The organism is Bacteroides sp. MSK.18.37, from assembly GCF_019129155.2.
Lineage (GTDB): Bacteria > Bacteroidota > Bacteroidia > Bacteroidales > Bacteroidaceae > Bacteroides > Bacteroides ovatus.
The window spans coordinates 6,714,710-6,729,167 of sequence record NZ_JAHOIB020000001.1; the positions used below are offsets into that span (position 1 = coordinate 6,714,710).

The window sequence follows — 14,458 nt, forward strand, 5'->3', positions numbered from 1 at the left end:
TAAATTATGAAATATTGGAAACAAGGATTCTATGACGAATACCAGGAAGGTTCGGTAGAAATTACGGAAGAGTATTACAATCAGTTATTAGCTGGGCAGTCTAACGGTTTACTGATAGTTGAAAGTAAGGATGGATACCCAATATTGGTAGAATATGAGTACGACATCGAAGAAGTGCGAAAAATGAAAATGTCTGAAATACAGATATTTGACAAATCGACTAATGTCAATTCTTTTGATTTATTAGGTAAAAGCATGTGGTTAGATAAAAGTACACGTGTTGGATTATTTAACTCAATTTCGATTGAAAAAGAAGCTGGTAAAACAGATACAGTACTGTGGTATGATGCTATAAAGTATATCATTCCAATTTCTGACGCTTTATCAATGCTGAATGAGATTGAAATGTATGCATTAAACTGCTACAATGTGACACAATCTCACATCGCAGCAGTTAGATCATTGCAGACAATTGAGGAAATCGAAAACTATGATTATACGGTCGGTTATCCGGTGAAACTTAGCTTTCCCGGGTAACCAGTCTTGAAATTGTATGCTTCAATTTCTTCTTTTGTCTCTAGCTGTTGAATAGCTTTCGTATGCCTTTGTGTCGTATCATAGCACGCAAGGGCATACAATTCTAGCTGTTGTAATATGTCAATAGCTCTTTCGATTGATAAGACAAACTTTGTATCACCAATCCAGATACTTGTTTCAGATCGTCCGGCTTCTTTCTCAATATTGATTGAGTTCATAAGCCCGACGCGTGTAGACTTGTTTAACCATCCCAATACTCCGTTTATACTGAACTGATTCACTGCTTCAGATGAATCGAACAATCGTAATTCATCAAGTTTTTGCGATCTGGTTTCTTCGATAGTAGCCTCGTGCACAACTAAAATAGGATATCCTTTTTTGCTTTCAGTTATTATCAAGCCGGTAGATTGACCAGCCAGTAACTCTTGATAATATTCATCCGTAATTTCTACCGAACCTTCCTGGTATTCGTCATAGAATCCTTGTTTCCAATATTTCATAATTTATAATTTTTAAAGTTTCCAACGTCCTATTGCAAACCAAGTAAACTGCCAACCTGTCCAAGCTATTTCTCCTCCGCTTGCTATATACCTTGTACCTACTTTAAATGAAGAAACTGTTTTAGTATATATTGTTGGAGCATACACTATAATCTCTGTTGTATTAGCTGATACTCCCGTTAGTTGTACGATATAATTCGTATCATAGAAACTTGTAGGTAGATATAATGAGGAGAATCCTACAGCTCCAGCCTTTACTCCCCACTGGATTAATAGACCATTATTGAACTTAATATATGAATTTTGTCCGAAACTTTGACCAGATGATTGAATTGCATTAGTTCCGAGAGAACTTTGCCAAATTACAAGCAATAAAAGTAATACCAATTTTCTACTAAATCTATCCATAATCAAATTGATGTTATAATATTTCTATTTTCAACGACCTATAGCTATCCAGTCAAATGAACGAGTACTACTTCCTACGGTTATACTATTATCTGCAAGTAGAAACTTTCGCATGACATCTACATAAGATGCTGATTTATTATACGGTAAAGCAGTATATAATGTATGTTCATTAGATACTGTCTCCATCGTAGTCACAAATTGATAGGAGGCATCATGAAAAGAAATAGGGAACCATATAGTTGCACTTCCAGCTGATGAATTAGTTAAATGCCCCCATTGAATTAGTAGGCCATCTTCATATTTTCGATAACCGTTTTGTCCCAAATTTTGCTCTTTAATTTGCGCAGATTTTGTCCCGAGAGAACTTAGGTGAATTAAACTACATTTTGAGTGATTTCTTTTAATATTTTCCATTTTGATTTATTTCGTGACAATGCTGTTGATGTTGTGTGTAATATATTATTTTATCAATGATTCGTCTATCATTTCCTTACTTTTATGCCTATTATTCAATACATTTCTATTTGACGTTTATATTTTAGGATATAATTCTAAGGACATGATAAGTTTATATAATGGTGATAAGGAAATAAAAATCGAAGTAAAGGATGAAAGCTACTCTTATGAAGCTATCATGGGAGAAGATACACTCACTTTGTATTTTTCTCATCCGGGGTATATTGAAATTCCGGTTGGCTCCTGGTGTGATTTCTACGGAAAACGGTATTCCCTCAAAAAAGACAGCAATTTCAAGAAGAACGGTGAACGTAACTTCGAATACACTCTGATTCTGGAAACTGGGAAGGCTGATGCTATGCTGTGGAAAGTACGTCATACCGTTGACAGAAGCATTAAATTCTCATATACAGCCAAGGCACATGAACACCTACGTCTACTCGTTGAGAACCTGAACCGTCGGAGTACCGGTTGGAAAGTCGGTGATTGCATTGAGGGAACGGAAAAAGTAATCAACTACAATCACACCTATATTCTTGATGCTTTCAATCAACTTGCAGAACTATATGAGACAGAATGGCAGATCACAGAAGAAACGGTTGAAGGAAAACAAATTAAGACTATCCATCTGCGTAAAGTTGAGTATAACAAGGAGAACCCTTTGAAACTGTCGTATGGTAAAGGCCACGGCTTCAAGGTCGGTGTTGGTAGGACTTCTGGGGATATACCACCCGAAATAATTTTGGTAGAAACTACAGATCGCAATATTGATTATTCTACATACGGATCTAAATACCTGTTACTTCCAAAGAATAAGACTCTTGTTTACGAAGGGAGAACGTATAAGACAGATGCGGATGGAACTTGTGTCATGCGTGCTGATAAAGAACTTACAACAGCAAAGGAAGATAGTCTGGACTGTACAGCTATTTATCCTTCCCGTGTTGGTACTGTTAGTTCTGTTATTGAAGTGAACAAGGAGAATAACTTCTTTGACTTTGTAGATAAAGACATTCCTGAAGAGTTGAATTTCGAAGATTGTCTCATAGCAGGAGAAACAATGACGGTTATTTTCCAGACTGGTATGCTTACAGGCAAGGAGTTCGAAGTAAAGTATATCCATGAAGCGAAAGACAAGAAAGAGGCACGTCGATTTGAAATTGTTCCGCAGGAAATTGATGGTATTACTATGCCAGAGCCGGAAGTCTGGCGACCGAAGGTTGGTGATACATACGCAGTGTTCGGAATGCAATTGCCGAAGGCTTATATCTGTAACGATAGCACACAAACGGGTGCGAGCTGGGAAGCTTTCAAGGAAGCTGCTAAATACCTCTATGAACATGAAGATAAAGCATTCATATTTACCGGGACATTGGACGGTATTTGGGCTAAAAAACGCTGGTTGGAGATAGGCGGAAAGATTGTGCTAGGTGGATATGTAAACTTCTCTGATACACAGTTTCATCCGGAAGGTTCTCTTATCCGGATGATTGGAATCAAACGTTTTGTGAATAATCCGTATTCACCCGAAATTGAATTGTCTAACGAACCGATAGGTACGTCTGTGTCAAGTGATCTGAACAAGATAGAAACTAACGAGGTGACAGTTATTGAGAAGCATAAGGACGCTTTACAATTCACTAAACGTCGTTTCCGTGACGCAAAGGAAACGATGTCTATGCTTGAAGATGCACTGTTGAACTTCTCCGGCTCCGTCAATCCGATAACCGTTTCAACCATGCAACTGCTTGTCGGAGACGAAAGCTTGCTATTTCGTTTTGTCAATTCAAAAACGAATCCGGTTCAGGTATCTCATAATATTACTTTCAATACAAGTACAAAGATACTGAACGCTCCGGCAGGAATCCTTCAGCATTTGACACTCGGTATTAGTTCTCTTTCTTCTTCTCATAAGGCAGATGAATACAAGTACTGGGACATGGCTAACTATGATTCTCCGGTACTCATTGACCCGGACAAAAAGTATTATCTATATGCTAAAGTTGGCAAGGAGAATCAAGCCGGAACATTCCTCTTGAGTGAAACAGCTATTAAAATGGAACAGATAGCTGGATATTATCATTTACTCACCGGAGTGCTTAACAGCGAGTATGAAGGTAGTAGAAGTTTTGTTCAGCTATACGGATTTACTGAAATTCTGCCGGGCCGCGTAACAACAGAAAGAATCCTTTCTCCGGATGGTGATACATATTTCGATCTAGTAAAAAGTGAGATCGGCGGTAACATTCAAATAAAAGCAGGTTCTTCCGGATTGGAAAATCTGTCTGAATGGGAAGCTGCTCATCAGGAAATAAAGGATGCAGCTAAAGCGGCCAAGGATACTGCTGATTCAGTGGAAGGACTTCATAATTATGTAGATGGAGCCTTCGCTGACGGAATTATAGACGAAGCAGAAGCAAAAACTATTGAAAAGTATATCAATACTGTCAACAATACCAAACAAGCTATCGAAGCAACTTACAATAAACTCTACACAAATGTTTATTTATCCGGTCCTGCAAAGATTGGTTTGCTCAATGCTAAAGTTAGCTTAATGGGGAGTATTGAAAGCCTGATTAATACTATCAATGCCGCAATTTTCGACGGATTTACAACATCTGAAGAAAAGAAAGACGTGGATAATAAATTCACTCTTTTCAATTCTGCCTATGCTGATTTTAATACTGCTGTTGAAGCCGCTAATAAGGCTATACAGGACAAGCTAAAGGATTATTCGGATGAAGCACTGAAACAGGCAATGCAGGCTTTAGAGGATGCTGCGGATGCTGCTAAGGCTGCGCAGGATGCTGCAACATCAGTTGAAGGCTTGCATGACTATGTAGATGGCGCATTTGCGGATGGCATTATAGACGAGGCGGAAGCTAAAGCGATTGAGAAATACTTAAATACAGTCGGAAATACGAAATCTGCTGTTGAAGCTACATATAGCAAACTATATGTGAACGCTTATCTGGAAGGCTCTGCTAAAACAGATTTACTTAATGCCAAGGTTTCTTTGTCAGGTGCAATTGACAATCTTATTGCTGCAATAAATACAGCTATTGCAGATGGACAAACGACTATTGAGGAAAAAAAGAATGTAGATGATAAGTTTACTCTATTCAACTCTGCTTTAGCTAGTTTCAATACAGCCGTTGAAGGAGCAAACAAAGCCATACAAGACAAACTGAAAAGCTATTCAGATGAATGTACAGCTGATCTGAAAGTGCTCAATACTCAAATCTCCGCACAAGTAACTCGAGTTGACAGCCTGACGCAGCGGATAGATACTGCCGGGTGGATAACGACTTCCGACGGTAATAAGATATATGCTTCTAAAGAACTGGAAAACGGTAATACGCTTATATCTTATATCAACCAGGCGGCCGGAGAGACTACGATTCACTCATCTAAAATTAATTTGGAAGGTGCTGTTACAATCACCGCACTGCATAGTGATCTGCAGACAATGATTAACTCCAAGATTGATCGAGACGGATTGGGTAAATTGGCATTTGAGGATGCAGTTGAATATGCAAAACTTGGTACTACCATTGTTGTAGGTGGATATTTGAATACTGACTATATCCGTGTGAAACGTATTGATGCGGACGGCGCAAAGGTTGGAGGATTCACTATTGATAACGGTCGGTTAGTCTGGAAAGCGGGTGATTATTTCGGGGATATTTCCCGCAGTCTGAAATTGGGATATAGTACCACCTCGAAAGAAGGTGTAGTGCATGTTACTTTCAATCCAGCCACGGATGGTAATTTCGGTATTTCCGCTATTGGGGCTGGTTTTGGAGGAAGTGCTGCTATTTATGGTTCTACCAATCTTAAGACTCCTAAATATCCCGATAATTACATTTATGCGGGTTTCTTCGATGGCAACGTAAGGGTACTAGGAGATGTAACGGCAAATGGATTCTTTCCGAGTGATGGCAATGGGAGTTATTGGTCTGTTATTTCAGATAGCACAATTACACTTTTAGATCCTTCTACACGAGGAAAGACTTTGCATATAGTAAAAGGGTTAATCGTTGAAATAAAATAAAAATTATGAAAGTAAATCTAAACAGAAACTTACTCGACTTTAGAGGTCGGGAGTTTGTCGAATTGGTGAATGGTAAGGAAAGTAAGAAATCTCTTCGTGATTTGGTGGCAGAGGCATTATTTGCAGCAGGCTCTAATCCACAGAAGAATATGGAAACTTCCAAGAAATTACGAGCATATAAAATGCTACAACAGATTATTAACAATCGTGGAGTACTTGATATTGAAACGGAAGATGCTGCTCTATTAAAAGAAATTTGTGGAGAGTATCTTACTGCAGGTACGTATGGACAAATTTATGATTTAATAGAAGGAGGAAACAAGGAATGAACATCACAGCAACTAACAGTACTGCCACAACTAAGGTTACGGACGCTATCAGGATTAAGTACAGAATGTCAACTCGTGGTACCGAAGCGGTGAAAGATATTACTGCCGAAATCATTAAGGATGAAACGACTGTCGGATTCTTCAATGCATCGCGAAATGGAGTAACCGGATTCTCGCTACATGAGGATCATGGGCTAACCTTTGGCGAAGTGAAACAAGTATTTCAGACAGCTATTGATGATTGTAGCGAGGTATTAAAATAAAGTATTAATATTTTAGATAAAAATGATATGGATTATTTCAAAAACTTACTTATTGGATTGGTTACCGGCATAGCTGCTTATCTCAATCCTATTTCTGGGGAGATCAAAAGTCTTATTGCTGTATTTGCCCTCAATTTCATTTGCGGGCTACTTACTGCACTCCTTATCAATCATGAGAGTTTTTCTTTTAAAAAGGCTTGGAGGTGTATCGTAGAAGCAACTATTTTCTTTGCCTTGGTTAGCTGCATCTACTTTATTGGTGAACACAAAGGAAATCCGGAAGGTGCGCTACAATGTGTTTCATTTATTACGTATAGCGTTTTCTATTTCTACGGGGTGAACATTCTAAGGAATATCAAAGAAATTCTACCCAACTCTAGCAATGGCCATAAGGTAGTAGCTTTCTTGCACTATGTATTAAGTGTTGAGTTTATAAAGAACATCCCCTATTTAACGAACTACTTACAAAAAGGAGACGCAAAATGAAAACTATTGATGCAATTATCATCCATTGTTCGGCCACGCGTGCCGGACAGGATTTACGAGCCAAAGATATTGACCGGATGCACCGGGCTCGGGGATTCAATCAAATCGGTTATAACTTCATTATTGACCTTGACGGAATGGTTGAGAATGGGCGACCGTTAAGCATTGACGGAGCGCATTGTAATACCAAAGGATTTTCAAAGTCTTCGTATAATAAGCATAGTGTTGGCATCTGTTATATCGGAGGCTTGGACGCATCTGGAAAACCTGCAGATACACGTACTCCAGCTCAAAGGACAGCACTACGCGAATTGGTCGCGAAGCTCTGTAAGGAATATCCTATAATTGAAGTGCTCGGACATCGTGATACTTCGCCGGATCTAGACGGCAGCGGAGAGGTAGAGTCTAGGGAATATATCAAGGCTTGTCCCTGCTTTGATGTCAGGAGTGAATTTTCTAATTTTCTTCGTAATACAGTAGTTCGGCCATGAAAACGTTTTCTTGGACATTAGTCGTATTATTGGCTATTGCTTGTGTAGTAGCCTGGTTCCGTCCACCTGATCCTCTCCCGACACAAATAAGAACTAAGACGAATATAAGGACGGTTGTCAAAGTTGATACATTGCTTATTTCTTCACCTATGGCTCCTTTGTTGTTTATACAGTTAAAAGATACGATACACATAGGTGATACAGTAGTCAATCGTGAACAAACTTGCTATAAGGATAGTCTTTACCAAGCATGGGTCTCTGGTTACCACCCAAGACTTGACAGTATAGAAGTGTATCCGCGAACTGTGTTTCAGGAAGTGACAAATGATATTTATCATACTATTGTTCCAAAGAGGAAGCGTTGGGGACTTGGGTTACAAGCCGGATACAGTTATCCCAATGGTTTATATCTTGGTGTAGGGATTAGTTATAACTTATTTAGGTGGTAATATGAAAAGAAAAAGGGTGGCTAATAAACCACCCTTTTCTTAAATAGATACATAGCATAACTCTCTTCCTAACTTATGAAGAGCATTCACTATTTTTTCGGCAGTTTCTTTACGAGGCTTTGAACGTCCACAGGCATAATGGCTAAGCTGTTTTTGATTTATCCCTGTTATATGCTCTAAAGCCGATCTTGTAAAGACTTTTTCATAGCAGCAAAGTAAACTTTCAATATTAAATTTATATTCCAGTTCATAATCCCCATTGAAGATAATAGGATAATCATCCCCTTCTTCTTGGGCACATGATACATAAAAATCAATACTTTCTTTCACTTGCAATTTCAAATCCTCAAAACTTCCAGTGACAGCAACTATCCAACCTTCTAATAACTCGCAAGCTGCAGAGTAACCTTTAGGAGTTTTTGCTACAGTAATGACAACTTTCTTCATATTGATAAAATTTACTAAAATTGTAGAGTCTGGCTAAAATTTAATTCCAGACTGCTTCTCTACACTGGCAAGTAGCATACCATCAATTACATCCGAAGGATTACCATTAATAGTAACTTTTCCTTTTTTTGTAGGATGTTTAAATTGTTTATGACTACCTACTTGGTGGGATTGTACCCAACCACTTTTTTTCAGCCTTTTTAATATAGCTGAAATTTTCATGTTTTTTCCCATTTTTTTCTCTGGGGTTTAAATCTCATTTTTAACAAGTAATGTGTAGAAGTTTACTTATCGTCAACAAATGCATTACAAAGATAGTAATATTACTACTACTACCAATAAAAGACGCTATAGAAAATAGCAATATTACTACTATTTAACATCTTGACTCTAATATTAGAGTGTTAATGTTGCCTACTACCATTTTTATCTAGAATTGAATACTCAATATTAGCATATTTCACAGCAGGTATATACCTTTGCCCCAAAAACAACATTATGGAACAAAACTACGATCACGATTCCGTGCAAGAGTTGCTAGCTTGGGCGAAAGAAACGCTTAGTAATAAATCATATCCTGATGGCAAATTTCAAATCAATAAAGCAACTACAGTACTAGACTGTGCTTCTTTTCTGTCATCAATGATACAAATGATATCAAGGAACTGGGAGAATCCTACATTCTATCCTACTATCGACCAGCTGCGGGAATTTAGGATGAAAATAACAGAGATGCATTAATTAATGCAATATATTTATAATACAAACAAGATATGGGAGAAAGACAAACCTTATTAAAATCAATTACAGAGGATATATACAGTGGTTCATTGATAAAATCTCCAAAGTTATCAATCTTTGAGATTGAATATTCTGGGCTAATAAATGAGGTGAAAAGAGTTTACTCAGCATTAGGAGGAACTTCTGAACAAATACCCATAAACTATGGTTCCTGGGATATTTCATTGAAAGATTTTTGTATTGAGCTTGACGAAGAAAGACATTTCAATCGATACCGACTTGAGACATTGGCTTCTTCTATCTACAATGATTTCCCTTTTTTTTCAGTTTCTAATTATAAAACATATTGTTTAACAAAGGAAGAACAATGTTTAAGAGCTGCAAGTTGGGGAAATAATTGGAAGACAAACTCTTCTGATAAAAATTTTGTTATTAGTGGAGATTATGGTGATTTATCAGAAAATGGCAGTTCTAGATGGAGACAAAGGGCTTTTTATGATTTCATAAAAGATCTGAATTCAGTTATAAGAAAAGTTCCAATATTACGTATTTCTATATATGATACTTATAATGGTAATACAGTGAATGAAATGCTAATTAAAAAGGACGTTCGTAATTTGAGAGCGTTTTTGAAAGATTTAAGGAAAAGTATTTAGATATAGGTGAGGTAGCTTATTCGGCTACCTCTTTATGCTCTTTGTAAAATGGTTGGGTCAGTTGAAATCTTCTTAATAAAATCTCTCTCTATTATATAAGCGTCCATTTTATTAGCATCAAACGGTTTAAGAAAAGAAGTAACATCCGCTTTCTGTAAGTCAGAATCCAGCCATTTTTCTTCGTCCTCTTTAGATAGGATAGCCGGCATCCGATGTTTTGAATTATGGATATAATCAGTCAAAGGGTTAGTATCAGTAGTTATAATAGAGAAAGTATCATATTTTTCTCCTGTCTCTTTGTCTAGCCAACGATCGTAAATACCTGCCATCGAAAAGATAGGTTCATCTTTCAGATATATGTAATAGGGAATCTTCTTTGCTCCCTCATGCCTCCATTCAAAATACCCGGTTGACGGCACAATACATCGCTTCTTCATAATTGGTTCCCGGAAAGAAGGCTTCTCAAAAATAGTATCCGAACGTGCATTGAGAGTCATTTTTCGGATTTCCTGCGCATCTTCTTCGGTTCTTACCCAGAATGGTATTAATCCCCAGTTGAACACTTGTATCTCATCCGCGGTTGTGATAATAGGATATTTCGGAAAGTTGAATGCATTCACGTGATACTGCTCGTTTAGCATATCTTGGTATATTTCAACAATATCCGATTTACGACCGTATCGGGCGGCAAGTTTTATTGCTTTCGCTGACATGGAATTATGGAAACACATACTATCTACAATTAATGTCTATAATCTGATTAATATCAGTAGTATAACACCCAGAGAGTTGTTCTTGTTTAAGTTTCCAGTCTCTTCCAGTTCCTTGAATAGCCAATTTAACGAATTGGTTATGCTCTCCGTTAATCTTGTCTATTGCCTGTTGAAGTCTTTCCCGTTTTTCACGATCCACTGAATCAAAAAGTCCAAGCTGGGCGCCTTCAGTTATTTCGGTGATGATAACCCCGGCTTTCTTATACTGATACCCATTCATGAATATTGTTTTCAGTCCGGCTAGTGCATAATGTACTATCTCTTGAGTGTCATTTGTTGGTACCGGAAGATGTAGAACGGTATTTTTCCAATATTGAGGAAGATCTTCCCGAAAATTATTCGTGTGGATAAACACCATCAGGGATATTGCATAAGATTTTTGTTTCCGGAGCTTTTTTGCACAAGTGGAAGCGTGTGTTGCTATTGCTTCAGCTATTGTGTCTATATCAGTGAGCATCTTGCCAAAACTTCGTGAAGTGCAAATTTGCTTTTTGGCCGGTGGAGCTGATTCCATATCAATACATGATATACCGCGAAGCTCTTTCCATGTACGTTCTCCTACAACCGTCATATTCTTGCGTACCCATGCACCGGAAAGCTGCGTAAAGTCATATGCTGTTTTCACTCCTTGCTTTTCGAGCTTTGCTGCTTGTCTACGTCCGATTCCCCATACGTCACTAATATCTGTCAGTTGTAGTGCTTTGATTCGTTTCTCTTCGGTGTCAATGATACAAAGACGGTTGTAAGCTGGATACTTCTTTGCAAACTTATTAGCTACCTTTGCAAGTGTCTTGGTATGTGCAATACCTAAACTAACAGGAATACCGGTACCACGTGTTACCTGGTTTACTATTCTTGTTCCAAGTGATTGAATATCCTGAATGCCATCAAGGTTGATAAATGCTTCGTCGATAGAATAAACTTCCAGTTCGGGTGCTAATCCTGCCAAAATAGACATTACGCGTCCGGACATATCTCCATACAGCGTATAATTGCTGCTGAATACAGCAACTCCGTGACTACTCACCAAATCCTTAATCTGATAAGCAGGTACTCCCATTTTGATACCTAGTGCTTTAGCTTCATTGGATCGTGCAATAACGCACCCGTCGTTATTACTAAGTACAACGACAGGCTTCCCGTTAAGCGCTGGATTGAATACCCGTTCACAGGAAGCATAGAAATTATTGCAGTCCATCAATCCGAACATTATCTTTTCCTCCGATTCTTTTTTATTGTATAGGTTACTATCCCCCAAACCATAAACTCATTATCTTTCGTCACTTTGATGGGTGGATAATTACTGTTTGACGGTACTAACCATGCTGCATCGGGTTCTAGTCTTACACGCTTTACGGTAAACTCACCGTCGATAAAGCATACGGCAAGATCATCATCCAGTAATTCAAGCGATTTGTCTATTACGAGTATATCGCCTTCCTCTATTCCTTCATCACGCATTGAGTCTCCGACTACACGACCATAAAAAGTACTTGCCGGGTGCCGAATAAGCTCTTTATTCAAATCAATTGCCTGCTCTAAATAGTCCTGAGCCGGTGAAGGAAAACCGGCCTTTATGCCTTCATCAGCGTATTGCAAAGGAAGATTGCTTGATATATCTATTTTATGTATTTCTATTTGCTTTTTCATAACTCTGCTTCTTTGTATTAAAACAAAAGAGGTCAGGGTTTGCTCATTGCAGATACTTTTTTTAATTATTAATAGTTTTCTCCCAATCATCCAGCACAGTTACATCCCACCGTGGAAGGTCAGGATTAATATATGTTACCGACCTGCCATACACAGAAAAACTTTTGCCAATAAACTCGTCGATAGCTTCATCTTCCCCTTTTTGAAGACAGATATTCATAAAGACATGCATTTCATCCCAGTTGGTTGGCCCAATAAACAAAGATTCAATGAACCGACCTTTAACTGGAGCCCCGACAACCTGGTCTTTTATTCGCTCAATAAGAGCAATTGCTTCTTCAATTGTCATATAGATTATTTTCCAGCAAATATAAGAAAAAGGTTCGGTTATCCTTTCATCAGCATAATATCTACTCTCATCTCTATATATTCAGTATATTTTTCTGGATCGTTGGTATAGTCTACCACCCTGTTTATGGCTATTTCCGCTTGCTTTTGCTGGTGATGCTATGGAACGTCTAGAAAGGTGGTTATACTGGCTGATTCCTCTTGCGATTATTGCAAGGGTTATATTTTTATGCATACAATTGATATTGTAATGTTCACTTTGCAATATTAAGCAAATAAAAGATAAAAAAAACGTTATTTTTGAGCAAAATCAGACTTAATGTGTTTAATTTGCGAAAAAGATAATATAATTCTATGAATACTTATAAATGTTTTGTTCATAATTTAGCAGAACAGCAAATTAATAAAGTTTTCCTTAATTCGGATAATGATAAAATGTTGTCTGTTTTTCAAGAAATGTTCGATCATTCTAGTACGGAGTTTAGAATATTTGCAGGGAATTTATGTAACGAAGTAACAGGAAGTAAAGAATACATTGAATCTGTAAGTAATTTTATTGAGAAAAAAGGATATTTGTATATATTATTAAATAAATTTCGACAAGAACAGGCTGTAAATCACAATTTATATAAACGTTTGGCTTATTATCAATCATTAGGGGAATATCACATTTTAATAAAGTCAACAAACACACAAATTGCTTATAAAGATAAGTCAGCTCATTTAGCTATTGGAGATCGTTGTTCTTATCGTATTGAAACGGATATAGAAAAACGTACTGCAATATGTAATATGGCAGATCCTGATTATTCAGAGAAATTAGTATCTTTTTTCGATACAGTATTTAACGATCCTGCTAATCTAGTTATTGACCTAGTGAAAATATTTAATTTGTAATAAAATGGAATTAGATAATTTCACTTCTTTTATAGAAATGGGCGCGACACTTACTATCGCATTTGTGGCTGTTGAATATACAAAGCAATACACTTGTTTAATAGCCCAAAAAGTATTTGATTATTTTGGACGTATTGAGAAAATTGTTTTAGAATGTAAAAAAGCTATTGACGAAGATACAATTGATGGGTTAAGCAGTTTTAGTATTGATGGCTGCGATGCAGGTTTTAAGATAGAGGGATTGAAAAGGAAGAAAGAAAAAGCTTTGCAAGATATTAATGATAAGAAGAATTCTTTAAATAGCTACGTTTTAGAAAAATGTAATTCAAAAAGTTATTCAGCTTTGAGTTTATTTACATTCTTATTTTCTTTGGTTTCATTATTTATTGCAGGATTTGATTCAGACTCTATAAGGGTCTTTTGGATTGTAGTTGTTTTATTATCGTTCTTATACACAGTCTCTTCATGGTTTTTTGGTGAAAAGAAAAGATGTAAATTATGGGTTGATTATTCTTCATTAAAGTGTTCAATATATGTATTTTCTATCATATTGTTATTGGGAATAATTACTACTTGGATTTGGGGTGAAATCTTAACAAGGCACCTGTTAGTGCCTTATTATGATATTGCAGTTTATATTACTTTATTCCTGCCATATGTAAATTTTGTAGTATTTGCATTTTTTATACGAAGCAAGTCTGTTGATATATATAATGCAATAGAGAAGACTTTTGAACCATTAAAGGCAATATGTAAGGATATACAGAAAGAAACAGACAAGCTTTCGACAGTGAAAGACCTTGCTCTAGAGATTAAGGGAGCACAGAAAAATTCTAATGTAAATGAAATAAATGATGCAAAAAACTTGTCTGGAGTTGAAAAACGTCCTTTTAAAAAGATGGTAAATAGAGATTTAAGAAGACGATTATAGCTTATTCCTTTTTAAAATGGAATCCTCCCGGTGTATTAG

20 protein-coding genes are annotated in these 14,458 nt (G+C 36.9%); 11 read left to right on the plus strand and 9 right to left on the minus strand.

Annotated features, from left to right (window positions below; translation table 11 throughout):
- The first annotated feature begins 6 nt into the window (after positions 1-6).
- Entirely contained in the window at positions 7-537 is a 531-nt protein-coding gene (locus KSX81_RS26500) for a DUF4376 domain-containing protein (RefSeq protein WP_151923606.1), read from the plus strand.
- Here the strand turns inward: KSX81_RS26500 and KSX81_RS26505 are convergent.
- The 3 genes from KSX81_RS26505 to KSX81_RS26515 are packed head-to-tail and all read right to left on the minus strand — an operon-like array spanning position 507 to position 1,862.
- Positions 507-1,037, minus strand: coding sequence for a DUF4376 domain-containing protein (locus tag KSX81_RS26505; RefSeq protein WP_151923605.1), 531 nt, complete (start codon positions 1,035-1,037; stop codon positions 507-509). The two genes, KSX81_RS26500 and KSX81_RS26505, sit on opposite strands and share 31 nt — an antisense overlap.
- Positions 1,038-1,049: 12 nt before the next feature.
- Positions 1,050-1,445, minus strand: a complete 396-nt coding sequence (locus KSX81_RS26510; RefSeq protein WP_217726136.1) for a hypothetical protein — start codon at positions 1,443-1,445, stop codon at positions 1,050-1,052.
- Positions 1,446-1,475: 30 nt separating this feature from the next.
- Positions 1,476-1,862, minus strand: a complete 387-nt coding sequence (locus tag KSX81_RS26515; protein WP_217726137.1) for a gp53-like domain-containing protein — start codon at positions 1,860-1,862, stop codon at positions 1,476-1,478.
- A gap of 145 nt (positions 1,863-2,007) precedes the next feature.
- On the opposite strand from KSX81_RS26515, the gene KSX81_RS26520 reads away from it, so the two are divergent.
- Genes KSX81_RS26520 through KSX81_RS26545 form a run of 6 tightly spaced genes read left to right on the plus strand, consistent with a single transcriptional unit; the run spans position 2,008 to position 7,976 of the window.
- The gene (locus KSX81_RS26520) at positions 2,008-5,958 is read left to right on the plus strand and encodes a hypothetical protein (protein ID WP_217726115.1); all 3,951 of its coding nucleotides are present in this window, start codon (positions 2,008-2,010) and stop codon (positions 5,956-5,958) included.
- 5 nt (positions 5,959-5,963) lie between these two features.
- Entirely contained in the window at positions 5,964-6,287 is a 324-nt protein-coding gene (locus tag KSX81_RS26525) for a hypothetical protein (RefSeq protein WP_117611185.1), read from the plus strand.
- On the plus strand, positions 6,284-6,550 hold the full coding sequence (locus KSX81_RS26530) for a hypothetical protein (protein ID WP_217726116.1): 267 nt from the start codon (positions 6,284-6,286) through the stop codon (positions 6,548-6,550). Before KSX81_RS26525 ends, KSX81_RS26530 begins: the two co-directional genes overlap by 4 nt.
- A gap of 27 nt (positions 6,551-6,577) precedes the next feature.
- The gene (locus KSX81_RS26535) at positions 6,578-7,036 is read left to right on the plus strand and encodes a phage holin family protein (RefSeq protein ID WP_049702776.1); all 459 of its coding nucleotides are present in this window, start codon (positions 6,578-6,580) and stop codon (positions 7,034-7,036) included.
- Positions 7,033-7,527 carry an N-acetylmuramoyl-L-alanine amidase gene (locus KSX81_RS26540; protein WP_217726117.1) on the plus strand — a complete coding sequence of 165 codons (495 nt, stop codon included), beginning with the start codon at positions 7,033-7,035 and terminating at the stop codon, positions 7,525-7,527. Before KSX81_RS26535 ends, KSX81_RS26540 begins: the two co-directional genes overlap by 4 nt.
- Complete coding sequence (locus KSX81_RS26545; protein WP_217726118.1) at positions 7,524-7,976, plus strand: DUF6808 domain-containing protein; 453 nt, start codon at positions 7,524-7,526, stop codon at positions 7,974-7,976. The genes KSX81_RS26540 and KSX81_RS26545 overlap by 4 nt, the downstream gene beginning before the upstream one ends.
- Before the next feature lie 39 nt (positions 7,977-8,015).
- Here the strand turns inward: KSX81_RS26545 and KSX81_RS26550 are convergent, their stop codons facing one another.
- Both KSX81_RS26550 and KSX81_RS26555 read right to left on the minus strand, forming a co-directional pair.
- Entirely contained in the window at positions 8,016-8,423 is a 408-nt protein-coding gene (locus tag KSX81_RS26550; protein ID WP_217726119.1) for a helix-turn-helix domain-containing protein, read from the minus strand.
- A 33-nt stretch (positions 8,424-8,456) separates the two neighbouring features.
- Complete coding sequence (locus tag KSX81_RS26555; protein WP_217726120.1) at positions 8,457-8,657, minus strand: type II toxin-antitoxin system HicA family toxin; 201 nt, start codon at positions 8,655-8,657, stop codon at positions 8,457-8,459.
- A gap of 264 nt (positions 8,658-8,921) precedes the next feature.
- Here KSX81_RS26555 and KSX81_RS26560 point away from each other — a divergent pair, with 264 nt between their 5' ends.
- Both KSX81_RS26560 and KSX81_RS26565 read left to right on the plus strand, forming a co-directional pair.
- Positions 8,922-9,164, plus strand: coding sequence for a DUF6965 family protein (locus tag KSX81_RS26560; RefSeq protein WP_254884273.1), 243 nt, complete (start codon positions 8,922-8,924; stop codon positions 9,162-9,164).
- A 32-nt stretch (positions 9,165-9,196) separates the two neighbouring features.
- Entirely contained in the window at positions 9,197-9,820 is a 624-nt protein-coding gene (locus KSX81_RS26565; protein WP_217726121.1) for a hypothetical protein, read from the plus strand.
- Positions 9,821-9,852: 32 nt separating this feature from the next.
- Here the strand turns inward: KSX81_RS26565 and KSX81_RS26570 are convergent, their stop codons facing one another.
- The 4 genes from KSX81_RS26570 to KSX81_RS26585 all read right to left on the minus strand — a co-directional run bounded on the left by KSX81_RS26570 (position 9,853) and on the right by KSX81_RS26585 (position 12,592).
- Positions 9,853-10,551, minus strand: coding sequence for an SOS response-associated peptidase (locus KSX81_RS26570; RefSeq protein ID WP_217726122.1), 699 nt, complete (start codon positions 10,549-10,551; stop codon positions 9,853-9,855).
- A 1-nt stretch (position 10,552) separates the two neighbouring features.
- A complete protein-coding gene (locus KSX81_RS26575) occupies positions 10,553-11,791 on the minus strand; it encodes a Y-family DNA polymerase (protein ID WP_217726123.1) in 1,239 nt (412 codons plus the stop codon).
- An 11-nt stretch (positions 11,792-11,802) separates the two neighbouring features.
- Complete coding sequence (locus KSX81_RS26580; RefSeq protein ID WP_118496696.1) at positions 11,803-12,243, minus strand: LexA family protein; 441 nt, start codon at positions 12,241-12,243, stop codon at positions 11,803-11,805.
- A 61-nt stretch (positions 12,244-12,304) separates the two neighbouring features.
- Positions 12,305-12,592, minus strand: a complete 288-nt coding sequence (locus KSX81_RS26585; RefSeq protein WP_118496698.1) for a hypothetical protein — start codon at positions 12,590-12,592, stop codon at positions 12,305-12,307.
- Between the two features lie 353 nt (positions 12,593-12,945).
- Between KSX81_RS26585 and KSX81_RS26590 the strand changes: the two genes are divergently transcribed.
- Together KSX81_RS26590 and KSX81_RS26595 are read left to right on the plus strand one after the other, a co-directional pair.
- Positions 12,946-13,488: a hypothetical protein gene (locus KSX81_RS26590; RefSeq protein WP_217726124.1), complete on the plus strand. Its 543-nt coding sequence runs from the start codon at positions 12,946-12,948 to the stop codon at positions 13,486-13,488.
- A 4-nt stretch (positions 13,489-13,492) separates the two neighbouring features.
- Positions 13,493-14,419 carry a hypothetical protein gene (locus KSX81_RS26595; RefSeq protein ID WP_217726125.1) on the plus strand — a complete coding sequence of 309 codons (927 nt, stop codon included), beginning with the start codon at positions 13,493-13,495 and terminating at the stop codon, positions 14,417-14,419.
- Positions 14,420-14,458: the final 39 nt, after the last annotated feature.